Consider the following 23,610-nt stretch of genomic DNA (forward strand, 5'->3'; position numbering starts at 1 on the left):
CTCCCGGCGGACAAGAAAACTGTCACCCATCTAATCAGTCCATTCTGTTACCTATCTATCCGGTTCGGACACCGGCATCCTCTCCCCGTATAGAGACGGGGAGAGGGGCGCTGTCGTCTTGGCTTTCGCCAATCGCAAACGGTGCAGAAAAAGCGTCGGCGTTGCGGCCAGCGTCTTTCTCCCCGTCACTATACGGGGAGAAATGCCCGGCAGGGCAATGAGGGGCGGCGCTGACCTCGGCTTTAAGTCCCTTCAACGCGTCACGGTCGACGCCTCACCCCTCAATCCAAACCTTCTCGAAATGCTGCTCCAGCGCCTGGTGCTGTTCGCAGCCTTCGACGCCCTTGCGGTACGTCCGGTAGACCGAGCGCCAGTAAGGTTGGATGATGATGCCGCTATCGCGCAGATTCTGCTCGATCTTGCCCATGATCTCCTTGCGCGCCTTGGCGTCCGGCGTCGCCAGCGCCTTGTCGAGCAGCGTGTCGAATTCGGGGTTGGCGTAGGCGCTTTCGTTCCAGGCGGCGCCCGATTTATACGCCAGCGCCAGCACCTGGACGCCGAGCGGGCGGCCGAGCCATTCGGTGCAGGAGAAGGGATATTTGCTCCAGTCGTTCCAGAAGGTGGCGGCCGGCAGCACGGTGCGCTTGATCTTGAGGCCGGCCTCGCGCATCTGCGCGCCGATGGCGTCGCCGGTGCTCTTTTGCCATTCGACGTCGACGGAGATGAGCTCGAATTCGTGGTCGGCCCTGCCGGCCTCGGCGAGCAGCTTCTTCGACTGCTCGACGTCGCGCCTGGCCGGGCCGATATCGGCATATTCGGGGTGCATGGGGCCGACATGGTGGTTGTCGGCGGGCTTGCCGCGGCCGCCGAGGCCGAGCGCCAGCACGGCGGAATTGTCGACGGCGAGCTGGGCGGCGCGGCGCACCTTGACGTCGTCATAGGGCGCGTTGGCGACATTGAAGCGGGCGACGATGGTCGAGCCGGTGGCGATCTCGGAATTCATCAGCCCCATCTGCTCGGTCTGCGAGACGGCGTCGGAAGCGGTCTCGTGGTCGGTGTCAATCTCGCCGGATTCGAAGGCCGACAGCATGGCGTTGGGGTCGGAGCCGTAGTCGACCCATTTGATGCCGTCGAGATGGAATTCGCCCTTCCACCAGGGTTTTTCCTTGCGCTTCACCTCGGCGCCCGTCTCGGCATCCCAGCTGACCAGCTCGCAGGGGCCGGTGGTGATGGCAAGCGCCTTCATGGGGTCGCCATCGCCCTCATAGGAGCGGTGCATGATCAGCGCCGGATAGTCGGCCATGCCGGCGATCAGCGAGATGTCTGACTTGGGCAGATTGAGCTTGATGGTGAAGTCGTCGACCTTGGCGATGCCGCCGTCGACGACCTTCTTGGTGTCGGCATTGACCAGCGCGCCCATGCGCGCGGCGACCGAATTGCCGGGCACCGAGGCATCGCACCAGCGGGTGAGGTTGTGGATGACGTCGTCGGCGTTGAAGGCATCGCCGTTCGACCAGGAGATGCCCTTGCGCACATGCAGGGTGAGGGTCCTGGCGTCGTCGCTCGCCTCCCAGCTTTCGAGCAGCCAGGGCTCGAAGGAGAAGTCGGTGTTCCAGCGCACCAGATATTCGTTGCAGTGGCGGGCGACATTGGACATTTCGACGCCGTCGAAGGTGCGCGGGTCCTTGAAGCCCTTGACGTTCATGGCGACGCGCAGGACGCCGCCCTTCTTCGGTTCTGCCGCGCGGGCAGGGGTGGGGGCGAGCCCGCCCAGCGCAAACGCGCCGGCGGCACTGACACCGAGGCCGGCCATGAGCGCCAGATATTCGCGGCGGTTGATGCCGCCGGTCCTGAAATCATCGGCGACGGGTTTGGCTTGCGGGTGGAGTTTGCGGTCGGTCAGCATGAATTTCATCGTCGTTCCCCTGTTGTTGATGCATGCCGCCCAAAAGTGCCCAGCGGTTTTGGGACAACGGCATGCACAGAAAAATCGCCCCGGCCGATCGACAGACGCGGGGGCGGACGCGACCGCCGGGGCGCCATGCCTGAGGGTAATGATAGGGCCGGGTGACGCTGGGGAGTGTTCGGTTTTCCGCAGTGATTGTGCGGGGTTCCGCAGGGGGAGTCGGCAGTGCGCTTATGCTTTGCAGCCGCGCTGCGAGCAGATGCGCCAACGGCGCGGCGCCAATCTCCCTCCTTGAGGGGGAGATGGCCGGCAGGCCAGAGGGGGTCGGCACGACGGGACGCGACCTCCTACTTTAAACGGGACGCGACCTCCTACTTTAAAAAAGATGATGCTAGCGCTCTACGCGCGACGACCCCCTCTCTGTCGCCTTCGGCGACATCTCCCCCTCAAGGGGGGAGATTAGCGTTCCACCGTCGGCCACTCACCTCGGCCCAGCGCGCCGACCGCACCAACAATCCGCGCAAACGCCGCCGCCGCTGCCGGCAGCGACGTTCGGGCGCGCAGGAAGCTGTGCACCAGCCTCGGCTCCTCGTGCCACCAGGCCTTGCCGCCGGCGGCCACAATGCGGTCGCGGTAGGTCTCGCCATCCGACGACAGCGGATCGCATTGCGCCGTGACGATCACCGTCGGCGGCAGGCCGGAGAAATCGGTGTCGCGCAGCGGCGAGAAGGTCGGGTCGTCGGGCGATTGCCGCCAGGCCGAGCGGACGTCGCGGTAGAAGGCGATGTCGGCCACCGACAGCAGCGGCGCGTGGGCGTGCTCGATATAGGAACCGGCGGTATCGTCGCCACCGAGTTCGGGATAGATCAGCACTTGCCCGACCGCAGCTCTGATATGGCGGCGCGTCGCCTGCGCCACGGCGGCGGCGAGATTGCCGCCAGCGCTTTCGCCACACAGGACCAGCGGCAGGCCTGATGTCGCTGCCGCCCATTCGAAGGCGGTGACGGCATCGTCGAAGGCTGCGGGGTGGACGTGCTCCGGCGCCAGCCGGTAGTCGACCGACAGCACGTCGAAACCGGTGCCGGCGCAGAGCTCGGCGCAGATGTCGTCATGGCTTTCCAGCCCGCCGAGGATGAAGCCGCCGCCGTGGTAGTAGATCACCATCGCCTGGGCGGCCTTGCCCGCAAGCCGGTAACGGCGGATCGGGATGTCGCGGCCGGCGGCGGCGATCAGGCCGTCGCTGGCCTTCACGTCGGGCGGGCGGCCCTGGTGGAAGGCGCGGCTCATACGGTCATAGACGGCGCGCTGCTTGTCGATCGGCAGGCCGAGGATTTCGGGCGGATACCAGGCGTTGACGGCGTCGATATAGGCCCAAAGGGCCGGGCCGAGCCGTGTTTCGTAGGGGCCGCGCGTCATAGATCGGCGTAAAGCGCGGCCGCGTTGTCGAAGGAGAAGCGCAGCGGCACCGAGCCTTCGACCTGCCAGGCGGTGACGGTCTCGCCGGCCAGCAGCCGGCAGGCGCCATTGGTATCGGTGACGGCGCCGCCATAGAGCCGGTTGGCGAGGTTGAGGATGCCGGTCTGGTGCATGGCGGCGCTGCCGCTGCCGCAGGCATCCTTGACCAGAAGCACGCGAAAGCCTTTGGCCACCGCATCCTTGACCGTCGCGTCGATACAGGCCTCGGTCCAGACGCCTGATATGACCAGCCAGTCGATGCCTGAAGACTTGATGTCGCGCGCCGCCGGCCCGGTGCGGAAGGCGCTGGCCTCGGCCTTGATCAGCAGCGCCTCGCCGTTGATCGGCGCCACCTCACGGCAGATCTCGGTCAGCGGATCGCTCTTGTCGGAGAAGGCCGACTTGCCGTCCGCACCGAGCGGATGAAACGGCCGGTCCTGGCTGTCGAGATCGACGATGTAGGCCCAGTGGTAAAGCGGCACATGGTTGCCCCGCGCCGCCGCCTGCAAGCGCTGGACGTTGGCGAGGATGCTGCTAAAGCCCTCGACCAGGTAGCGGGGGTCCTGCCGGTGCTCTTCCTGCAGGTCGATGAAGATCGCGGCCACGGTGCCGGGTTCGATGGCGATGGGGGTTTTCATGCGGATGCGCCTTGGTTGTGGGCGGGCGACACCGCTCTGTTTAGCGAGCTGGCGCAAGCAGCGGTGATTGGCCGGCGCCTCCCAACCTTCGTCATCCACGGGCGGAGCAGGAGCGAAGCTCCGTCGCGGAGACCCGAGGATCCATGCCGTGACGTTGATCGAATGGTGCAGCGGTGCAGAACTTGTACCGTTGCGGTGCATAGAGGTCGCGGCATGGATCCCTTGGGCTGCGAAGCAGCTCCAGGGGTCTGCGCCGCGTCGCTGCGCTCCTTGCTCCGCCCTAGGATGACGAAGCGATGGAAGGCTGCGACAGCAGCGAAGGCTCGCGATCCGGCGCCGGTGTACGAAACCGCCCTCAAACCTGCGTCTCCAGAAACTCGTCCTCATAAGGAAAGCGCGACAGAAGCTCTGTACCCGTCTCGGTGATCAGGATCTCGTCCTCCAGCTTGACGCCCTCGCGGCCGCCCTTTTCGCCAATATAGCTTTCCACGCTCACCACCATGCCTGGCACGATATGGCCGTCGCGGCCATAGGTCTCGTAATCCATGGCATGCGCGATGAACGGCGTTTCGCCATGCATGCCGACGCCGTGCATGACCGAGGTGTAGCGCTGGTCTACGAAACGGTCCGGGATTTTCCACGCCTTCTCGGCAATCTCGCGGAACGCCATGCCGGGTTTGACGATCGAAATGTTGTGCTGAACCTGGTCGTGCGCCATGCGGTAGAGCGACTTCTGGTAAGGCGTCGGCTTGCCCGGCCCGCAGCGGAAGGTGCGCGAGAAATCCGAATAATAGCCGTAGCAGCCGATCGTGTCGGTATCGAGCGCCAAGAGTTCGCCGGGCCGGATCTTGCGGCCGCTGGCCTCGTTGAACCACGGATTGGTACGCTGGCCCGATGTCAGCAGCCGCGTCTCGATGAACTCGCCGCCCTGGCGGATGACCTCGCCATACATGATGGCGAACAGTTCGTTTTCGGAGACGCCGGGCTTGATCGCCTCGCGCACCGCATAGACGGCGGCCTCGGCGCCGGCCATCGACACCTGCAGGCATTTGACTTCCTCGGGCGTCTTGACCGCGCGCACCGCCAGGATCTCGCCCTGGCAGTCGCGAACCTCGCAGCCGCGCTTTTCAAGCGCCAGCGCCTGCAGATGGCTGCAGCGGTCGAGGCCGAGCTTCATCGAGCCACCGCCATGCTGCTTCAGAAGCTCGGCGATCTCGTCGGCGAAGGGACCGGCGGTCTCGTCGTCGCGACCCGACACCGACGACCAGACCAGCTTGGAAGGCCGCGCCTCGTCGATCGTGTCGAGCACCATCGAGACATGATAGCTCTGCGGGTATTCGAACAGCACGATCGGCCCTTCGGTCGGGATAAAGAAATAGCGGGTCGAGTTGCGCAGGAAATAGCCGAACATGTTGCGCGAACCGGTGGCGTAGCGCTGGTTGTAGGGGTCGAACAACACGACGCCGCCATAGCCGGCGTCGCGCATCCAGCCGCGCAGCTTGGCCAGCCGGCCCTTGCGCAGGGCATCGGCATCGATGAAGGACGGCTCGGTGTCCGACAGCCACATGCCGCCGGCCGGATCGGCCGCGGCCGGGTGGCGCATGCGGTCCTTGAAGTCCACGTCCTGCGTGCTGTCGGGGTCGAAAACGACGATGCTCATTGGGGGTACGGCCTTGGCTGGGTTGCGAGGTCGGAGCATGGCGCAGGAGAGGCGGGAGAATTGTGCGGAAAACCGCGTGTGTTGTGCGGGATGCCGCTGGCTAATCGGTTACGTCGCGATCCTTCGCGCCCCCCTCTGCCCTGCCGGGCATCTCCCCCTCAAGGGGGGAGATTGGCAGTTTCGATGCCGCCGTTCTTTTCTTCAACATCTGAGATTAGCGAAAGCAGAGATGCAGTCCGATCTCCCCCCTTGAGGGGGAGATGTCCGGCAGGACAGAGGGGGGCGCTGTCCCGCCAACGTCTCACCCGTCAGCAAGCGCCCTAATGCCGTCTCGCCAGTTTCGGCGGATGCCCGTGCTCTTCCCGAAACGCCCGGGCAAAACTCGACATCGATGCAAACCCACACGCCAGCGCCACGTCGCGCACGGCGAGCGTCGAATGCGCCAACAGGTCGGCGGCACGTTTCAGCCTCAGCCGCCGGTAATAGCCATTGGGCGAGATGGCGAGTTCGGAGCGGAAGGAGCGTTCGAGCTTGTCGGTCGACACGCCGAGCTTTGCGGTCAGCTCGGCCATGCCGAGCCGCTCCTCGACCGCGTCCTCCATGATGGCGATGGCCGACAGCACCAGCTCGTTCTGGACCCCGGTGCGCAGCCGCAGCGGCATCATCTTGCGGTCGATGCTGGAACGCAACTGGCTGTGCACGAACCATTCGGCGACGCCGGCGGCGAGCTCGGCACCATAGTCGCGGGTGATGATCTCCAGCATCATGTCGAGGCTGCCGACGCCGCCGGCCGAGGTGAAGCGCTTGCGGTCGATGACATAGAGGTCACGCCTGAGCTCGATGTTGGGGAAGGCTTCGGTGAAGGCGGCCTGGCTGGTCCAGTGCAAGGTGCAGGCATGACCGTCGAGCAGGCCGGCGCGGGCGAGGAAGAACGCCGCATCCGCCACCGCGCCGATATGGGCGCCGTTGCGCAGGCTCTTGCGGATCCAGTGTGCCGCGTCCTCGGCGACGAGATGATCGGCATCGCCGCCCGAGCAGACGACGATGCGATCGACCTTCGGCGCATCCTCGGCGTAAAAACCCGGCTGGATGACGACGCCGTTCGAGGCCTCGACCGAGCCTTTCGTGCCACCGACGATGATCCAGCGATAGCATTCTCTTTTCGCCAGGACATTGACGGCACGCAGTGGCTCAATGACCGAGCTGAACGCCATCATCGGAAAGCCGGGGAAGACCAGCACCGCGAAGGTGAGAGGGGTGTCGGTGGGTTTGGGTGGGGCGTGTGTGGCCATGGGCGCTAGACTTCGGGCAGATGGGGTGCGGCGTCAATTGGGCTGATGCTTGAACCTGGAACGTCAGCGCCGCCCCTCACCTGCCTGCCGGCATCCTCTCCCCGTAAACGGGGCGAGGGACGCTGTTATCGGCGCTTACGCCAATCACCGGCGGCCGCGGTTAGCGTCTTTCTTCCCGTCGCTATACGGGGAGAAATGCCCGGCAGGGCAATGAGGGGCGGCGCCGATTTTGGCGATTTGAGGGTCTATCCCCCCAGCGCCTGCTCCAAATCCGCGATCAGATCATCTCCATCCTCGATCCCCGCCGACAATCTTACCAGCGAATCCGATATACCGATCTCGGCCCGTTTCTCCGCCGGAATGGAGCCATGCGTCATCAGTGCCGGATGCTCGATCAGGCTCTCCACGCCGCCGAGGCTTTCGGCCAGCGTGAACAGTTGCGTGCGTTCGAGGAACTTTTTGGTGCCGGCAAGGTCGCGGTCGAGCACGGCCGTGATCATGCCGCCGAAGGCGTGCATCTGCTGGACGGCGACGGCGTGCTGCGGGTGGCTGGCGAGGCCGGGATAGATGACGCGGCGGATGTCGCGGCGCGCTTCCAGCCACTGCGCAATCTTCAGCCCGTTGGCGGAATGACGCTCCACGCGCAGCGCCAGCGTCTTCAGCCCGCGCAGCGCCAGAAAGCTGTCGAACGGGCCCGAAATGGCGCCGATGGCGTTCTGCAGGAATTTCAGCTGGGCGGCGAGATCCTTGTTGTCGCCGACCACGGCGACGCCGCCGACCATGTCGGAATGGCCGTTGAGATATTTGGTCGTCGAGTGCACCACGATGTCGATGCCGAGCTCCAGCGGGCGTTGAATATAAGGGCTGCAGAACGTGTTGTCGGCGACCGTCAGAATCCCCTTGCGCCTGGCAAGTGCCGCGACGCCTTCGAGGTCGACGATGCGCAACAGCGGGTTGGTCGGCGTTTCGACCCACAGCATTTTCGTCTCGGGCCGGATCGCGGCTTCCACGGCGGCCAGGTCGGTGAAGTCGACGAACGAGACCTGCAGATTGGCCGAGCGTTTGCGCACCCGCTCCATCAGCCGGAACGAGCCGCCATAGATGTCGTCGGTGGCGACGATGTGGGCGCCGGAATCGAGCAACTCCAGCACGGTGGCGATCGCCGCCAGGCCGGACGCGAAGGCAAAGGCGGCCGAACCGCTTTCGAGGTCGGCCACGGCGCGCTCGAAGGCAAAGCGCGTCGGGTTCTGGCTGCGGGCATATTCAAAGCCCTTGTGCACGCCGGGCGACTGCTGGGCAAAGGTCGAGGTGGCGTAGATCGGCACCATCACCGCGCCGGTCAGCGGGTCGTGGCTCTGGCCGCCATGGATGGTGCGCGTCGAGAAAGCCAGACGGTTCTTGCCCGGTGGTGGTGTTTCAGCGGTCATCGTGCGCGCCTCAGATGGTTGATCAGGTCGATGCGGGTAATCAGGCCGACGAACTCGTCGCCGTCGAAGATGATGGCGACCTCGTTGCGGTCGAACACCGGCAGCAGCGCATCCAGCGTCTGGCTGGCCTGTAGCGTGTGCAGATTGGAGGTCATCGCCGTGCGCACCGGGCCGTTGAAGCGCTCCCAGCGGCCGTCATAGGGGCCGTCGACCTTGGCCAGGATGTCGCTTTCGTCGACGATGCCGACGAGCTTGCCATTGTCGAGCACCGGCAGCTGCGAGACATCGGAACGGCGCATGCGGCCATAGGCGTTGAGCAGGCTTTCGTCCGGGCCGACATAGACGGTGTCGCCGGTGCGGTGCGAGCGCATCACCAGGTCGCGCAGATCGCCATGCTGCTCGTGCTCGGCCAGACCCTGCTCGGCCAGCCAGAAATCGTCGAACACTTTCGACAGATATTTGTTGCCGCTGTCGCAGACGAAGGTGACGACGCGTTTCGGCACCGTCTGCTCGCGGCAATAGCGCAGCGCCGCCGACAAAAGCGTGCCCGACGACGAGCCGGCGAGGATGCCTTCCTTCGACAAGAGGTCGCGCACCGCCAGCATGCTCTGCTTGTCGGGGATGGAATAGGCCTTCTTGACCAGCGACAGATCGGCGTTGGGCGGCACGAAATCCTCGCCGATGCCTTCGACGGTCCAGCTGCCGGCCTCTTCCATCTTGCCGGTCTTGATCAGCGGCGCCAGCACCGAGCCGACCGGATCGGCCAGCACCATTTCGGTCTTCGGCGACACTTTCGCGAAGTAGCGGCCAAGTCCGGTCAGCGTGCCGCCGGAGCCGACGCCGACGACCACCGCATCCACGTCACCGTCGAGCTGCGAAAAGATCTCCGGGCCGGTGGTGGTTTCATGCGCCAGCGGATTGGCCGGGTTGGCGAACTGGTTGGCATAGAAGGCGCCGGGCGTTTCCGCCGCGATCTTCTCGGCCATGTCCTGGTAATATTCGGCATGGCCCTTGCCGACGTCGGAGCGCGTCATGCGCACTTCGGCGCCGAGCGCGCGCAGATGCTGGATCTTTTCGCGCGACATCTTGTCTGGCACGACCAGCACGATGCGGTAGCCCTTGGGGATGCCGACCTGGGCAAGGCCGAGGCCGGTATTGCCGGCGGTCGCCTCGACGATGGTGCCGCCGCGCCGGAGCTTGCCCTGCTTTTCAGCCGCGGCGATCATCGACAGCGCGATGCGGTCCTTGATCGAGCCGCCGGGGTTCTGGCTTTCAAGCTTGATGAACAGCCGGCATTTGCCGGTATCGAATTTGGTCAGCTCGACAACCGGCGTCTGGCCGATCAGGTCGAGCACCGATTTGTAGGGCGGACGCAGGCGGGATAATTCGTCGGCTGCGGCGATCTCATGCTCGCTCATATCGATGCTCCATGACCAAGCGACCGCCTCTAGGCAGGGCGGCAGCGTATCCTCTTTTCCAGCCCTTTGCAGTCGGAAAGAAGATAGATCGTGCCAATCAACCGGCCAGATGTGGAATGAAATTCCGGGTTTGCGTTGGCGAGAGTCGCTTCGAAGTCAGGCGAACCCTCCGCGCGTTCGTCATCCTAGGGCGAAGCGACGCGAAGCGGAGTGTAGACCCTAGGATCCATGCCGTGACATTGGTCGAAGAATGCAGCGGTGCAGAATTAATTTGGAAGCATCCGGCTGCATCGACAGGTTTGCACCGCCGCAAAGCTCGCAGGTCGCGGCATGGATCCTAGGGTCTCCGCGACGTCGCTTCGCTCCTGCTCCGCCCTAGGATGACGACGGCGTTGGGATTTGCGCGGAGCTCTCAGCCGAGCAGCTGCTTGCTCAGCCTCGCACACTGCACGCGGATATCGGGAATGGCGTCGATCTCGAAGAAGGTGCCGCGCGTCAGCGGGCCGACGGCGAGGATCTTGGCCGAGATGGTTCCGTCGCCGGCGATGATCTCGCATTTGGCCGATACATCGAGGCCGATGCGCAGCGGATCCGGCCGTGCCAGGCCGCGGTCGACCAGCGAGCGCACGACGCTGTTCGATGAGGTCGAGATGTCCCTGACGATACCAGAGCAATCGTAGATGCGGGCGACCTCGAAGGTCTCGAGACGCTGCGTGTGGCGCGACTGGACCTGGACGGTGAATTCGCCGTTGCGCGCGATGTCGACGACGCGGCCGGCGACCAGGCGGATGCGGCCGGATTGCACGGCTTCGGTGACACGGGCGTAGACCTCGGGCGCCATGCGATGGCGGTGGATGTCCCACCAGGCCTTGGTGTGCTCGACGAAGCGGCGCTTGGCGGAAGCCGGCCAGTTCTGCCAGATCTTCTGGTTGAACGGCCGCAGGCCGTCGACGACGTCGCGCCAGTCGATGCCGGCCTTCTGGTTTTCCTTGATCAGGTCGCGGAACCAGCCGACGAAATAGGAGAGCTGCGTGCCGAGCGGAATGTCGGCGACGTCGAGCTTGATCGGATTGCCCTTGCGATGCGGCGAGGGCAACAGGCCGCGCCGCGACACAGCTATGATGTCGCCGCGATGGCCGCGCTGTTCCAGCGCCAGGAAGGCATCGACCATGCTCAGGCCGGTGCCCAGCACCATGACGCCGGCGTCGGTCGGAAGTGCTGTATCGGCTTCCGATCCCATCCTGATGGCATGGCCTTGCGCCGGCTCCTCGTCGTGGCCGGTGGCCAGCACGGCGAGATGCGCAACGACGCTGGTGCCGTTGGCCAGCGCCACTTCGACACCGGATGCGGTGGGCGTGATCGAGAGGCTTTCCTCGCGGATCAACCGAAGCCGCCCGGTCTGCTTTTCGCGCGCCTGCAGCTCGTCGAGCAACTCGCCGAGGTAACGGGCATAGATGCTGCGCGGCGCATAGAAGGGTGCCTGCTCGGCCGTTGCCAGGCCGCGCTCCTGCAGCCAGCGCCAGAAATTACCGGGATCGTCGGCATAGGCGCTCATGCCGGCGGCACTGACATTCAAGACATGCGCCGACAGCAGCGTCGAATAGGCGATGCCCTGGCCGAAATGCGGGCGCCTTTCGATCAGCGTGACGCGCAGGTCGGGATTGGGCGACTTCAGGAGATGTGCGGCCAGCACGACGCCGCTGGCGCCGCCGCCGACAATGATGATGGAGTTGGCGCGCCCGGTCATAGGCGTGCCTTCGCTCTGCGCAACGCCAGTGTCAGGCCTGGACCTTCACCGCGAGCGGCAGATCGCCGATGTCCCTCGCAACCGGCGGGTCGTCGAGAGAGATATCGCGCATTTCGGCGAGGCTGCGCTGATCGAGCACCTCGGCGATCGCCTGCCGGACCTCGAGCATTAGATATCGGACTTGGCATGTCGCCTCGTTGCAATCTTCACAGCGCTGGTACTGGGTGCGGCTGGCGCAGGGGATCGGCGCCAGCGGACCGTCGAGGACGCGCACGACATGGCCGACCTTGATTTCGTCGGCAGCGCGCGCCAGGCGGTAGCCGCCATCCTTGCCCTTGCGGCTCTGGACGAAGCCGGCGTTGCGCAACTCGCCCAGGATGGCGTCGAGAAATTTCTTCGGGATGTTGTTGCCGGTGGCAATGTCGTTGACGAAGGCGAGCTGTCCGGCCGGCAATCGCGCGAGGTGGACAAGCGCCTTGAGGCCGTACTTACCCTTTTTCGTGAGCATGAAATCAAAATTTCTCTGGCATGCGACGGCATGGAACCATCGGTTGCAAAACGCCTGGCGGGCGTTGCCGCCGCGTCCAAGCCCGCATGACACATAAATTCTAGTGACATGATGTACAAGCCGAGAACTGCTGATTTTGCTTTGTTTTCAAGCCGCGCCGGCCACTTTGGCCAGCCTTTGTGCCCACAGGGACACAAAAGCGCACGACTTTGAGGGCGCGATCGTCGCGATATGGTGACTGCTCATCGTCGCCTCCAGTCTCAATGTCGATAAGATTACTATACTTACCCTCGAACACGCGGGATAGGTTTTCTAAATGGGCCGTTGTTTGAGGTATGGATTTGCCTGATATTGGCCTGGGTAAGAACCTATCATTCGTGCGTGAACGGCACAGAGTTGAGTACCGAAGCGTACCTAACTTCGTCATTCACGGGCGGAGCAGGAGCGAAGCTCCGTCGCGCAGACCATAGGATGACGAAGCCGGGAGGCTCGCGGAGCGCCATTCTTGTTCGTATGCGATTTGTCATCGGGGCGATGATGGCGGTTGCAGCCGCCATATGCGCTCGGGTGCTCCGTCACCGACAGCTTTTTTCTAACAAGCCCGTCTCGGTTGGAAGGATTTAACTCTACAAACCTAATAGAATTAGCGGACTATCATGGGGCATTCCGATTTTTCTCTTTTCAGGAGCCCTTCATGTTCACCATTTCGCGACGCATTGTTCTCCTCTCGTCGGCGGCGCTTGCCGGCGCGGCCTTCCTCGGCCCGGCCCATGCCGACGACCTCAAAATCACCATCGGCTATCAAACGGTGGTCGAGCCTTCGAAAGTGCCGCAGGCCGACGGCGCCTATGAAAAGGAGACGAAGGCAGTAATCGACTGGCGCAAATTCGATTCCGGCGCCGATGTCATCGCCGCAGTCGCTTCCGGCTCGGTCGATATCGGCTATGTCGGCTCGAGCCCGCTGGCGGCGGCGGCTAGCCGCGAATTGCCGATCCAGACCATCTTTATAGTCGGCCTGATCGGCGAATCCGAGGCGCTGGTGGCGCGCAACGGCGCCGGCATCGAGAAAGTCGCCGACCTCGCCGGCAAGAAGGTCGCCGTGCCGTTCGTCTCGACGACGCATTACAGCCTGCTCGCCGCGTTGAAGCATGAGGGCGTGGATCCGAAGTCGGTCGTGATCCTCAATCTCAGGCCACCGGAAATCGCCGCCGCTTTCTCGCGTGGCGACATCGACGCGGCTTATGTCTGGGATCCGGCGCTCGGCCAGATCAAGACGACGGGCAAGGTGGTGGTGGATTCCTCGCAGGTCGCCGCCTGGGGCGCGCCAACCTTCGACGCCTGGATCGTGCGCACCGACTTCGCCGAAAAGAACCCGGAAGCGGTGCGCGACTTCGTCAAGGTGACGGGCGCCGCCTATGCCGAGTTCCTGGCCAAGCCCGACGCGTGGTCGGTGTCGTCGCCGCAGGCGGCCGCGATCGCCAAACTCACCGGCGCCAAGCTGGAAGAAGTGCCGCAGCTGCTCAAGGGCTATGTCTTCCCGACGCTGGAAGAGCAGGCCTCCGACAAATTCCTCGGCGGCGGCACGGTCAAGGCGGTGGAAGCGACATCCGCCTTCCTCAAGGAGCAAGGCAAGATCGACGCCGTGCTGCCGGACTATTCGAAATACGTGTCGTCGAAATACGTCACAGAGGCGCTTGCCTCGAACTAGTACTCGCTCAACGCAATTCCGGACGGAAAACCGCTTCACACTTTTCCTGGAATTGCTCTGAACCCGGCCCGCGCGCTTCTTCCCTGACGCCGCGTGCTGACTGCCCCGGAACCGCTGACGAGCGCCGGGGCCGTCGGATTTCAACGAAATTGCGAGGCATCCATGCCGCATCTCGTGCTCGACCCCCATCTCGTACTGGACCCCCATCTCGTACTGGACAAGGTCTCGATCCACTATGACGGCCAGGCGGAGCCTGCCGTCGAGCTTGTGTCGATCGATGTCGCCAAGGGCGATTTCGTCGTGCTGGTCGGCCGGTCCGGCTGCGGCAAGACCTCGCTGCTCAACGTCGCCGCCGGCCTTGTCGCGCCGGCACCCGGGCGCGCCTCCATCAACGGCAAGCCGATCACAGCACCTGGTTCGGACCGGGCGGTGGTGTTCCAGAACGACGCGCTGTTCCCATGGCTGACGGCGCGCGAAAACGTCGCCTTCGCGCTCAGGCTGCGCGGCGTCAGGCCCGCAGAGCGGGCCCAGCGCGCCGATGAGTTGCTGGCGCTGGTGAAGCTCACCGACGCCGGCGACAAGCGCATCTGGGAGCTTTCCGGCGGCATGCGGCAGCGTGTCGGCCTGGCCCGGGCGCTCGCCGCCGAACCGGAATTCCTGCTGCTCGACGAACCGCTCGGCGCGCTCGATGCGCTGACGCGCGAGCGCATGCAGACGACGCTGCTCGATTTGTGGACGGCAAGCGAGGTCGGCGTGCTGATGGTGACGCACGGCATCGAGGAGGCGCTGGTGCTGGCCACCCCATCGTCGTGCTGGCGCCCGGTCCCGGCCGCGTGGTGCGGACTTTTGAACCCGGCTTCTCCAGGCGCTACGCATCGGGCGAAGCCATCCGCACCATCAAGGCCGATCCGGCTTTTGCGGTGGCGCGTGGCGAATTGACCGACGCGATCTTCGAAGGAGAGGCGGCATGACCGTTACCTCCTACACCGAGCGGGCGGGACACAAGATCGACGAGGCCGATGGCCTGTCGGTGCCGTGGTCGCGGCCCAGCCCGAAACGCAAAGGCGTTTCGGCGCGCGCGGTCAGCGCGGTGACCATCCTGATGGTGCTGGCGCTGTGGGCGCTGTCGGCCCGCCTGCAACTGGTGTCGCCAGTGTTTCTGCCATCGCCTGCCGCCGTGTGGAACAAGTTCATCACCGTCGCCCGTGACGGCTTCGTCGATGCTACGCTGCTGCAGCATGCCGTCGCCAGCCTGGGCCGGGTATTCGCCGCGCTGGTCGCCGCCCTTGCCATTGGCGTGCCGGTTGGTCTCGCCATCGGCATCAGCACCATCGGGCGCGGCATCTTCGATCCGCTGCTGGAATTCCTGCGGCCGATCCCGCCGCTCGCCTACCTGCCGCTGGTCATCATCTGGTTCGGCATCGGCGAGCCGTCGAAGATCCTGGTGATCGCCATTGCCATGCTGGCGCCGGTGGCGCTGTCGACCGCGTCCGGCGTTCGCGGCGTCTCGCAGGAACGCATCAACGCGGCGCGCTCGCTGGGCGCTACCCAGCGCCAAGTGGTCCGCCACGTCATCCTGCCCAGCGCGTTGCCGTCGATCCTGACCGGTCTGCGCATCGCGCTCGGCGCCGGCTGGTCGACGCTGGTGGCGGCCGAACTGGTGGCGGCGACACGCGGGCTTGGCTTCATGATCCAGTCGGCCGCCCAGTTCCTCGTCACCGACGTGGTGGTGATGGGCATATTGGTGATCGCGGCCATCGCCTTCGTGCTCGAATTCACCATCCGCAGGATCGAGCGCGTGCTCGTCCCGTGGGCGGGACGCGAATGATCCGAGCCCAGAGGAGCAGGAGAGAATGACGATGACCCATTCCACCGCCGTGCTGTTCGCCCAAGCCGGTAACTGGCTTCTCGCCTGGACCAGGGAAAGCCAGCCGCCAGAACAGCAACCGAAATCGCCAACGCCGGTCCGCTGGGACGCCGAGCGCGACCGCCTGCCGCGCGACGAGAGTTTTTACTGGGCTTGGCAGTATTGGTCGCAGTGAAGGGGGTGGCGCACGATTCATGTCACGAAGACGGCCTAACCCTGGTTTCGTCATCCTAGGGCGAAGCAAGGAGCGAAGCGACGCGCGCAGACCCTAGGATCCATGCCGCGACGGTGATGTTATGCTCCGGCGGTGAAAGAAACCGAGCGCCTACCAGCCGGTTCCACGAAAGAGCTCGAACCACTCTGGATTGGCTTTTTCGATCAATCGATCTTCCATTGACGTGGCCAGCGCTTCAGTGACTTCTCGCGCTGGATGGCATCGGTGATGTCGAAATACTCCTCGTACCAGACAAGGCGTTGCACGCCGTAGCGACTGGTGAAGCGCGAGCCCTCACCGGATTTGTGCTCCGGCATGCGGCGGCCGAGATCGTTGGTGACGCCGATGTAGATCGTACCGCGCTTCTGACTCGCGGTCATGTAGACGTAGCCGGTCATGGTTTCAGGGTAACAAGCCTCGGTGCGCGGACAAGCGCCATTCTGATCCGTAGCGTTCTAAGGCAAACGTCACGGCATGGATCCTAGGGTCTGCGCCGCGTCGCTTCGCTCCTTGCTCCGCCCTAGGATGACGAAGGAAGGGTCGCTGCAGAAAATATTTCCGCCGTTCGCAACGAACTCGCAAAATCATTCCTCTACTAACTTTATAGAACTACCTAGCCTGATCCATCTTCCAACCGGCGAGGCCATTTCCGGCGCCGATCCGCAGCGAAGGAGAGGGATCAATGTTCAATCTAACGAGACGTGTTTTCGGCATCGGCCTGCTGGCGGCGACGGTTGCCGTGTCATCCGGCGCCACAGCGCAGGAGCTGAAGCAGCTCAGCATCGGCTATCAGAAGACCGGCCTGCCGGTGATCGCCAGGCAGCAGCAGGTGATCGAAAAGGCCCTTGAAGACAAGGGCGTGACGGTCAAATGGGTCGAGTTCACCGCCGGTCCGCCGCTCGTGGAGGCGCTCAATGTCGGCGCCATCGATGTCGGCTGGACCGGCGACGCACCGCCGATCTTCGGCCAGTCGGCCGGCGCCAACATCGTCTATGCGGCAGCGCTGCCGTCGAACGGCGAGGGCGAGGCGATCTTCGTCAAGCCGGCGTCGCCGATCCAGTCCGTCGCCGATCTCAAGGGCAAGCGCGTCGGTGTCGGCAAGGGCACCAGCGCGCATAATCTGCTTGTCGCCGCACTGGAAAAGGCTGGCATTGCCTTCGACCAGATCACGCCGGTCTATCTCAGCCCGGCGGATGCGGCCGCAGCCTTCGCCAGCGACCAGATCGATGCCTGGAGCGTTTGGGATCCGTTCTTCGCCATCGCCGAAACCCGCTACCAGCCGCGTGTGCTGGCCCGCTCCAGCGAGGTGCTCAAGGTCAACACCTATTTCCTCGCCAACAAGGATTTCGCCAAGGCGCACCCCGAAACCATCACAACCACGATATCGGCGCTTGGCGAGGCGGCGAAATGGGCCGACCAGAACCGCGACAAGGTGGCCGCGGCGCTGCATGAGGTGACCGGTGTGCCGCTCGACGCGCAGATCATCGCCGCCAACCGCACCAAGTTCGGCATCTTTCCGATCACCGACGAGATCATCGCCGGCCAGCAGGCCACCGCCGACCGCTTCTACAAGCTCGGGCTGATCCCGAAAGCGGTCCGCATCTCCGACGCGGTGTGGACGGCACCCGGCAACTAACTTGTCCCCTGACGGCGCCGGGTGAGTACGCCCGGCGCCATTTGCGTTTGCACCCATATCTACAGGAGATCCGCCCGTGACTGTGCCAGACATGACCGCGCCTGCCAGCCCCGCACCGCTCGATTTCTTCTGGTTCATCCCGACGCATGGCGACGGTTCTTATCTCGGTTCCGAGGAGCAGCAGCGACCGCCCGAATTCGGCTACTTCAAGGAGATCGCGCAAGCGGTCGACCGGCTCGGCTTTCCCGGCGTGCTGCTGCCCACGGGTCAGAACTGCGAGGATTCCTGGATCACCGCGACAGGTCTCGCGACGCTGACCGAAAAGCTGAAGTTTCTCGTTGCGCTGCGGCCGGGCGTCACGCTGCCGACTTTCGCCGCGCGCCAGACCGCCGCCCTCGATCGCTTGAGCAATGGCCGCCTGCTGCTCAATGTCGTGGTCGGCGGCAACCCGACCGAGCTCGCCGGCGACGGCGTCTTCCTGCCGCATGACGAGCGCTATGCCCAGGCGCATGAGTTCCTGACCATCTGGCGCGGCCTGGTGTCCGGCGAGCGGGTCAATTTCGACGGCAAATATTACCGCGTCGAGAATGGCCGCCTCGACCTTCTGCCGCACCAGGAGCGGCCGCCGCTCTATTTCGGCGGGTCGTCGGACGCAGGCCAGGACCTCGCCGCCGACCTCGTTGACATGTATCTGACCTGGGGCGAACCGCCGGCGCAGGTTGCCGAGAAGCTGGCCGCGGCGCGCGCAAAAGCGGCACTGCGCGGCAGAAAACTGCGCTTCGGCATCAGGCTGCATTTCATCGTTCGCGAGACCGAGGACGAAGCCTGGCGCGCCGCCGACCGGCTGATCAGCCATGTCACCGACGCCCAGATCGAAAATGCGCAGGCGCGCTTCCTCAACCAGATGGATTCGGTCGGCCAGCGCCGTATGGCGCAATTGCATGGCGGACGCCGTGACAGGCTGGTCGTCTCGCCCAATCTGTGGGCCGGTGTCGGGCTGGTGCGCGGCGGCGCCGGCACGGCGCTGGTCGGCACGCCGGAACAGATCACCGAGCGCATCCGCGAATACCAGGCGATCGGCATCGATACCATCATCGGCTCGGGCTATCCGCATCTCGAGGAAGCGTACCGCGTCGCCGAGCTTCTGTTCCCGAAACTCGGGCTCGGCACCAGGCGGCAGCGGGCGCATGAGAACATCGCCAACGAATTCTCGGTCGGCTTCCATGGCGCCAACCGCCTGCAGGCTTCGTCATGAGCTTTGCCACGCGCCTGCATAGCAATGCCATCGGCTGGTTGCTCCCGGCGCTGGTTATTGCCGGCTGGGAGATTGCCAGCCGCGCGGGCGTCATGCCCGCCAACGTGCTGCCGGCGCCAAGTGCGGTCGCCGAGGCCTTCTGGCGGCTGACGCTGTCGGGCGAACTGGTCCGCAACATCGGCGTTTCGACCGCGCGCGCCCTTGCCGGCTTCGCCATCGGCGGCTCGATCGGCTTTGCGCTTGGCCTTGCCAACGGGCTGTCGACGCTCAGCCGCGGCCTGACCGACACGACGCTGCAGATGATCCGCAACATCCCGCACCTGGCGCTGATCCCGCTGGTCATCCTGTGGTTCGGCATCGACGAGGAAGCCAAACTGTTCCTGGTGGCGCTCGGCGTGTTCTTTCCGATCTACGTCAACACGCTGCTCGGCATCCAGAGCGTCGACCCGCAACTGGTCGAGATGGGCCGCGTCTACGGCATGGACCGGCGCGCCCTGTTCTTCCGCGTCATCCTGCCCGGTGCGCTGCCGGCGATCTTCGTCGGCCTGCGCTATGCCCTGGGCATCATGTGGCTGACGCTGATCGTCGCCGAAACCATTTCGGCCAGTTCGGGCCTCGGCTACATGGCCATGCAGGCGCGCGAATTCCTGCTGATCGACGTCGTCGTGCTGTCGATCCTGATCTACGCGCTGCTCGGCAAGCTCGCCGACAGCCTCGCCCGCCTGCTCGAGCGGCTGTCGCTCGGCTGGCATCCGGCCTTCCAGAACGGATGAGAGATTGCCCATGACCGCCGCCAGCCTGACCGCACCCCGTTCCTTCGTCGCCACGCCGGTGCGGCCGATCGGCTCCGTCGAAGGGCAGCGGGCCTTTGCCTTCAGGCAAGCCGGCAAGCGCTTCGGCGACAAGACCGTGCTCGACGGCATCGACCTGGACGTGCCGGCCGGACAGTTCCTTGCCGTCATCGGCAAGAGCGGCTGCGGCAAGAGCACGCTTTTGCGGCTTCTGGCCGGGCTCGACCGGCCGACATCGGGATCGCTGACATTCGGCGTCGAAGAGGAAGGACACAGCCGCACGCGCTTCATGTTCCAGGAGCCACGGCTCCTGCCTTGGGCCAGCGTGGTGAAAAACGTCGAGGTCGGGCTGACCGGGATTGCTTCCGGCGCGGAGGCAAGGCAACGCGCGCTCGACATTCTAGGCGAGGTCGGGCTTGCCGACCGTTCCGACGAATGGCCTTCGGTGCTGTCGGGAGGTCAGAAGCAGCGCGTGGCGTTGGCCCGCGCGCTGGTCGGCCACCCGCAGATCCTGGCTCTCGACGAGCCGCTCGGCGCACTCGACGCCCTGACCCGCATCGAGATGCAGCAGCTTCTGGAACGAATCTGGCTCGCGCAGAAGTTCACCGCCGTGCTGGTCACGCATGATGTCGCCGAGGCAGTGGCGCTGGCCGATCGGGTCGTGGTGATCAGCGAAGGCCGGATCGCGCTTGATCTGGATGTCCCGGTCGAACGGCCGCGCCGGCGCGGTTCGGTGGAGTTGGCCCGGCTGGAGGGCAAGATCCTGGATCGGCTGTTCGGGTAGGTTTGTTGGGGGCGGCGCCGCAATTGGCGGAGTGGGGGTCGACCTTTCTTCGAAGCTCACCCTCGAGAACGGTTCGCCCACACCAATCCCCCCAGCCCGACCAGCATGGTGACGACACCGATATACAGCCATTGCGACTGGCCGGTCATGAAGCTGCCGCCGACCACGCCGACGCCTTGCAGCGACCACAGCGCGCCGATGGCAAGGGCAATCAACGCCAGAAGATTTTTGGTCAGCCTCATTGCCGGATCTCGCTTTGGAAGTCGATTGGTTGGAGCATCGGGGCAGCGATAAAAGAGCCGAAGGAAGTGGCCCGACCATGCCGGTCTCTACTTGGATATTAATGTTCGATCTTGTCAAACGGACGTCTGACCGCAGCACAAAGATCATCATTGATTGACCATCGCGTGCCGGAAAATCCCTGACAGACTGTTACCCAGCGACTCCAAACGTGTGCCATTGCCACGGAACCGCCAGATGACTGCCGCATTTCGCGCCTTATTTGGCACCTAACGGCTGGGGTCTGTCAAAAACGGAGCCATCCCCCAAATATGAAGAACCCAAAACAGACCGCGCTTGTCGCGGTAACGATCGCTGCTGGCCTGATGGTCGGCGCTTCTTCGGCGACCGCCGCCGCCCAGTGCGGCCGCGCCTCGTGGTATGCCCTGCACTCCAAGACCGCCTCGGGCGAGCGCATGAACCCGTCGGCGCTGACCGCCGCGCATCGCACCTTGCCTTTCGGCACCAAGCTCAAGGTGACCAACAAGAACAACGGCCGCAGCGTCGTCGTGCGCATCAACGATCGCGGTCCGTTCATCAAGGGGCGCGTGCTCGACCTGTCGAAGGGTGCCGCCGGCCAGCTCGGCTTCATCGGCTCCGGCCATACTTCCGTGTGCATGGCGCGCGTCTAGAGCTCCCTGTGTCCGGCAAAAGGGCCGGACACACTGCCTACACATTTCGCAGCCGCACACTGAGCCGGCTGGGGCCGTTCGCCCCCGATTTCCATGGCCTTGAACCAAAGATGCATTGGTCACGCAGCGTGAAGTATTGCATCGCAGCAATTAGTTGTTAACTTCCCCGCGAGACATCTAGGGCTCGGCGCTGCTCGTCGTCCCTTCGGTCGCAGGCAGCAGCGGGGTTCTCGATGTTCTACCAGCTCTATGAAATGAACCACGCCGCCTTGCAGCCCGCGCGCCTCTATGCCGACGCGGTGCGGGTGTTCTATTCCAATCCGCTCAATCCGTTTTCCCACACGCAATGGGGCCGTTCGATCGCGGCGACGGCCGAACTGTTCGAGCGCACCACGCGCCGCTACGGCAAGCCGGCCTTCAGCCTGAGCAAGACCGTGGTCGACTGGAAGAGCGTCGAGGTCGCCGAGAAGACCGTCTGGTCGAAGCCGTTCTGCAATCTCGTCCGCTTCGAGCGTGCCGTGCCCGCCGGGCGCAAGCCCGATCCGAAGCTTCTGATCGTGGCGCCGATGTCGGGCCATTATGCGACGCTGCTGCGCGGCACGGTCGAAGCGATGCTGCCCTATGCCGACGTGCACATCACCGACTGGGTCGATGCCCGCATGGTGCCGCTTGCCGACGGCCAATTCGATCTCGACGACTACATCGACTACGTCATCGACATGCTGCACACGCTGGGGCCGGACACGCATGTGATGGCGGTGTGCCAGCCTTCCGTGCCGGTGTTGGCCGCCGTGGCGCTGATGGAAACGAAGGGCGACCCCTTCGTGCCCTCGACCATGACCTTGATGGGCGGCCCGATCGACACCCGCAGCAACCCGACTGCGGTCAATCTGCTGGCGCAGGAAAAGGGCATCGACTGGTTCCGCGACAATGTCGTGATGCATGCGCCTTGGCCGGTGCCGGGCTTCGGCCGCGAGGTCTATCCCGGTTTCCTGCAGCTGTCCGGCTTCATGAGCATGAACCTCGACCGCCACATCATCGCCCACAAGGACTTCTTCATGCATCTGGTGAAGCATGATGGCGACAATGCCGAGAAGCACCGCGATTTCTACGACGAGTATCTGGCTGTCATGGACCTGACGGCGGAGTTTTATCTGCAGACCGTCGACACCGTCTTCGTTCGCCAGGCCTTGCCCAAGGGCGAGATGACGCATCGCGGCACCAGGATCGATCCGTCGGCGATCCGCAACGTCGCGCTGTTCACGGTCGAAGGCGAGAACGACGACATATCGGGCCTTGGCCAGACCAAGGCGGCGCATGATCTGTGCCCCAATATCCCGGCTGAGCGGCATGCCCACTACATGCAGCCGGCGGTTGGCCATTACGGCGTGTTCAACGGTTCGCGCTTCCGTTCCGAAATCGTGCCGCGCATCGTCGACTTCATCACCAGCTATGGCCGCCAGGAGCGTGTCGCGGTGAAACCGAAGCTGGTCCGCGCCGCCAAGAGATAATGCAAGTCGCCCAAATTGCGGATTTTTGGACGATGACCTGCATAGAACCAAGCTTAACGGCGACAAACCGTGAGATTGACCGGTAAAAGCCGGCTGGCTGGCCGATTCTGTTGCACAAGTGCCGCTGTCCAGCCCCTCGGGTAACCATGCCGACAATCCGACCGTCGTCGTAATTGACACGGACTGTAAATCCCCCTTAACCTTTCGTTAATAACAAAGGGTGAGCGGGGACAATGATTTCCTCATCGATGGCGCAACGGCTGCGCGTGTATGTGGCGGCCGGGCTGGCAGTGACGGCGGGCTGGGTGGCACCGGCTTTGGCGGGTGGAGCGATGGCGACCGGGGGTCTCACCTCGCAGCCGATCGGCCACTATGATTTCTGCAAGCTGCATCCGAGCGAGTGCTCGATCCGCCCGACCAATCTTGCGCCGGCTCCGATGAGCGACGGGCTGATGCGCAAACTCCTCAATGTCACCGCCAGGGTCAATGCCGCCGTCAAGCCTATGAGCGACATGGACATCTACGGCAAGGACGAGGTCTGGGCCTATCCCGACAATGGCGTCGGCGATTGCGAGGACTATGTGCTGGAAAAGCGGCGTCAGCTTTCGCGCATGAGCATATCGCTTGCCGATCTTCTGATCACCGTCGTGCGCAAGCCCGACGGCGAGGGCCACGCCGTGCTGACGGTGCGCACCGACGAGGGCGACTATGTGCTCGACAATCTGACCGACAAGGTCAAGCCATGGGACGCGACCGGTTACCGCTTCCTCAAGCGGCAGGCGATCGACAACACCGGCCGCTGGGTCTCGATCCGCGGTGGCCAGCAGGTTCTGGTCGGCGCGGTTCAGTAGCTTCTGCGCGAACAGGGCGGCATCGGCGATC

Annotated in this window: 20 protein-coding genes and 2 pseudogenes; 11 read left to right on the forward strand and 11 right to left on the reverse strand. The window is 64.3% G+C overall.

Annotation, left to right across the window (positions count from 1 at the left end; translation table 11 throughout):
- Nucleotides 1-274: 274 nt before the first annotated feature.
- The 9 genes from AC0L24_RS32820 to AC0L24_RS32860 all read right to left on the reverse strand — a co-directional run bounded on the left by AC0L24_RS32820 (nt 275) and on the right by AC0L24_RS32860 (nt 12,051).
- Nucleotides 275-1,915, reverse strand: a complete 1,641-nt coding sequence (locus AC0L24_RS32820) for an ABC transporter substrate-binding protein (RefSeq protein WP_473564949.1) — start codon at nt 1,913-1,915, stop codon at nt 275-277.
- Between the two features lie 450 nt (nt 1,916-2,365).
- Complete coding sequence (locus tag AC0L24_RS32825) at nt 2,366-3,322, reverse strand: alpha/beta hydrolase (RefSeq protein WP_127808538.1); 957 nt, start codon at nt 3,320-3,322, stop codon at nt 2,366-2,368.
- Nucleotides 3,319-3,999: an isochorismatase family protein gene (locus tag AC0L24_RS32830; RefSeq protein WP_292695256.1), complete on the reverse strand. Its 681-nt coding sequence runs from the start codon at nt 3,997-3,999 to the stop codon at nt 3,319-3,321. Before AC0L24_RS32830 ends, AC0L24_RS32825 begins: the two co-directional genes overlap by 4 nt.
- 355 nt (nt 4,000-4,354) lie before the next feature.
- Complete coding sequence (locus AC0L24_RS32835) at nt 4,355-5,659, reverse strand: M24 family metallopeptidase (RefSeq protein WP_473564950.1); 1,305 nt, start codon at nt 5,657-5,659, stop codon at nt 4,355-4,357.
- A 320-nt stretch (nt 5,660-5,979) separates the two neighbouring features.
- A complete protein-coding gene (locus tag AC0L24_RS32840; protein ID WP_127808546.1) occupies nt 5,980-6,951 on the reverse strand; it encodes a GlxA family transcriptional regulator in 972 nt (323 codons plus the stop codon).
- Between the two features lie 245 nt (nt 6,952-7,196).
- The gene (locus AC0L24_RS32845) at nt 7,197-8,378 is read right to left on the reverse strand and encodes a trans-sulfuration enzyme family protein (protein WP_127808548.1); all 1,182 of its coding nucleotides are present in this window, start codon (nt 8,376-8,378) and stop codon (nt 7,197-7,199) included.
- Entirely contained in the window at nt 8,375-9,796 is a 1,422-nt protein-coding gene (locus AC0L24_RS32850) for a pyridoxal-phosphate dependent enzyme (protein ID WP_127269717.1), read from the reverse strand. The genes AC0L24_RS32845 and AC0L24_RS32850 overlap by 4 nt, the downstream gene beginning before the upstream one ends.
- A gap of 412 nt (nt 9,797-10,208) precedes the next feature.
- On the reverse strand, nt 10,209-11,543 hold the full coding sequence (locus AC0L24_RS32855; protein ID WP_127808551.1) for an FAD/NAD(P)-binding protein: 1,335 nt from the start codon (nt 11,541-11,543) through the stop codon (nt 10,209-10,211).
- Between the two features lie 31 nt (nt 11,544-11,574).
- Nucleotides 11,575-12,051: an RrF2 family transcriptional regulator gene (locus AC0L24_RS32860; protein ID WP_127398778.1), complete on the reverse strand. Its 477-nt coding sequence runs from the start codon at nt 12,049-12,051 to the stop codon at nt 11,575-11,577.
- A 694-nt stretch (nt 12,052-12,745) separates the two neighbouring features.
- Between AC0L24_RS32860 and tauA the strand changes: the two genes are divergently transcribed.
- The 4 genes and pseudogenes from tauA to AC0L24_RS32880 all read left to right on the forward strand — a co-directional run bounded on the left by tauA (nt 12,746) and on the right by AC0L24_RS32880 (nt 15,801).
- Nucleotides 12,746-13,759, forward strand: coding sequence for a taurine ABC transporter substrate-binding protein (gene tauA / locus AC0L24_RS32865; protein WP_127808553.1), 1,014 nt, complete (start codon nt 12,746-12,748; stop codon nt 13,757-13,759).
- 162 nt (nt 13,760-13,921) lie between these two features.
- Nucleotides 13,922-14,730, forward strand: a pseudogene (locus tag AC0L24_RS32870) (taurine ABC transporter ATP-binding protein).
- Entirely contained in the window at nt 14,727-15,587 is an 861-nt protein-coding gene (locus AC0L24_RS32875) for an ABC transporter permease subunit (RefSeq protein WP_127808555.1), read from the forward strand. Before AC0L24_RS32870 ends, AC0L24_RS32875 begins: the two are co-directional and overlap by 4 nt.
- A 25-nt stretch (nt 15,588-15,612) precedes the next feature.
- On the forward strand, nt 15,613-15,801 hold the full coding sequence (locus AC0L24_RS32880; RefSeq protein WP_473564951.1) for a hypothetical protein: 189 nt from the start codon (nt 15,613-15,615) through the stop codon (nt 15,799-15,801).
- A gap of 150 nt (nt 15,802-15,951) precedes the next feature.
- Here AC0L24_RS32880 and AC0L24_RS32885 read toward each other — a convergent pair.
- A pseudogene (locus AC0L24_RS32885) lies at nt 15,952-16,238 on the reverse strand (GIY-YIG nuclease family protein).
- A 284-nt stretch (nt 16,239-16,522) separates the two neighbouring features.
- Between AC0L24_RS32885 and AC0L24_RS32890 the strand changes: the two are divergent.
- The 4 genes from AC0L24_RS32890 to AC0L24_RS32905 all read left to right on the forward strand — a co-directional run bounded on the left by AC0L24_RS32890 (nt 16,523) and on the right by AC0L24_RS32905 (nt 20,306).
- Nucleotides 16,523-17,476 carry a sulfonate ABC transporter substrate-binding protein gene (locus AC0L24_RS32890; RefSeq protein WP_256747704.1) on the forward strand — a complete coding sequence of 318 codons (954 nt, stop codon included), beginning with the start codon at nt 16,523-16,525 and terminating at the stop codon, nt 17,474-17,476.
- A gap of 91 nt (nt 17,477-17,567) precedes the next feature.
- The gene (ssuD, locus tag AC0L24_RS32895) at nt 17,568-18,731 is read left to right on the forward strand and encodes an FMNH2-dependent alkanesulfonate monooxygenase (protein ID WP_473564956.1); all 1,164 of its coding nucleotides are present in this window, start codon (nt 17,568-17,570) and stop codon (nt 18,729-18,731) included.
- A complete protein-coding gene (locus tag AC0L24_RS32900; protein ID WP_473564952.1) occupies nt 18,728-19,504 on the forward strand; it encodes an ABC transporter permease subunit in 777 nt (258 codons plus the stop codon). The genes ssuD and AC0L24_RS32900 overlap by 4 nt, the downstream gene beginning before the upstream one ends.
- Nucleotides 19,505-19,514: 10 nt before the next feature.
- Nucleotides 19,515-20,306, forward strand: a complete 792-nt coding sequence (locus tag AC0L24_RS32905; protein ID WP_127808561.1) for an ATP-binding cassette domain-containing protein — start codon at nt 19,515-19,517, stop codon at nt 20,304-20,306.
- Nucleotides 20,307-20,362: 56 nt separating this feature from the next.
- On the opposite strand, the gene AC0L24_RS32910 is transcribed toward AC0L24_RS32905, so the two are convergent.
- Nucleotides 20,363-20,548 (reverse strand): hypothetical protein, encoded by a 186-nt coding sequence (locus AC0L24_RS32910; protein WP_164781829.1) that lies wholly within the window; start codon nt 20,546-20,548, stop codon nt 20,363-20,365.
- Between the two features lie 309 nt (nt 20,549-20,857).
- On the opposite strand from AC0L24_RS32910, the gene AC0L24_RS32915 reads away from it, so the two are divergent.
- The 3 genes from AC0L24_RS32915 (at nt 20,858) to AC0L24_RS32925 (ending at nt 23,579) form a co-directional block, all read left to right on the forward strand.
- Nucleotides 20,858-21,217, forward strand: a complete 360-nt coding sequence (locus tag AC0L24_RS32915; protein WP_127268049.1) for a septal ring lytic transglycosylase RlpA family protein — start codon at nt 20,858-20,860, stop codon at nt 21,215-21,217.
- Between the two features lie 233 nt (nt 21,218-21,450).
- Nucleotides 21,451-22,728, forward strand: coding sequence for a polyhydroxyalkanoate depolymerase (locus AC0L24_RS32920; protein ID WP_473564953.1), 1,278 nt, complete (start codon nt 21,451-21,453; stop codon nt 22,726-22,728).
- Nucleotides 22,729-22,961: 233 nt separating this feature from the next.
- Nucleotides 22,962-23,579 carry a transglutaminase-like cysteine peptidase gene (locus AC0L24_RS32925; RefSeq protein ID WP_128289778.1) on the forward strand — a complete coding sequence of 206 codons (618 nt, stop codon included), beginning with the start codon at nt 22,962-22,964 and terminating at the stop codon, nt 23,577-23,579.
- Nucleotides 23,580-23,610 lie beyond the last annotated feature (31 nt).

It is taken from the genome of Mesorhizobium sp. WSM4809 (assembly GCF_055811655.1).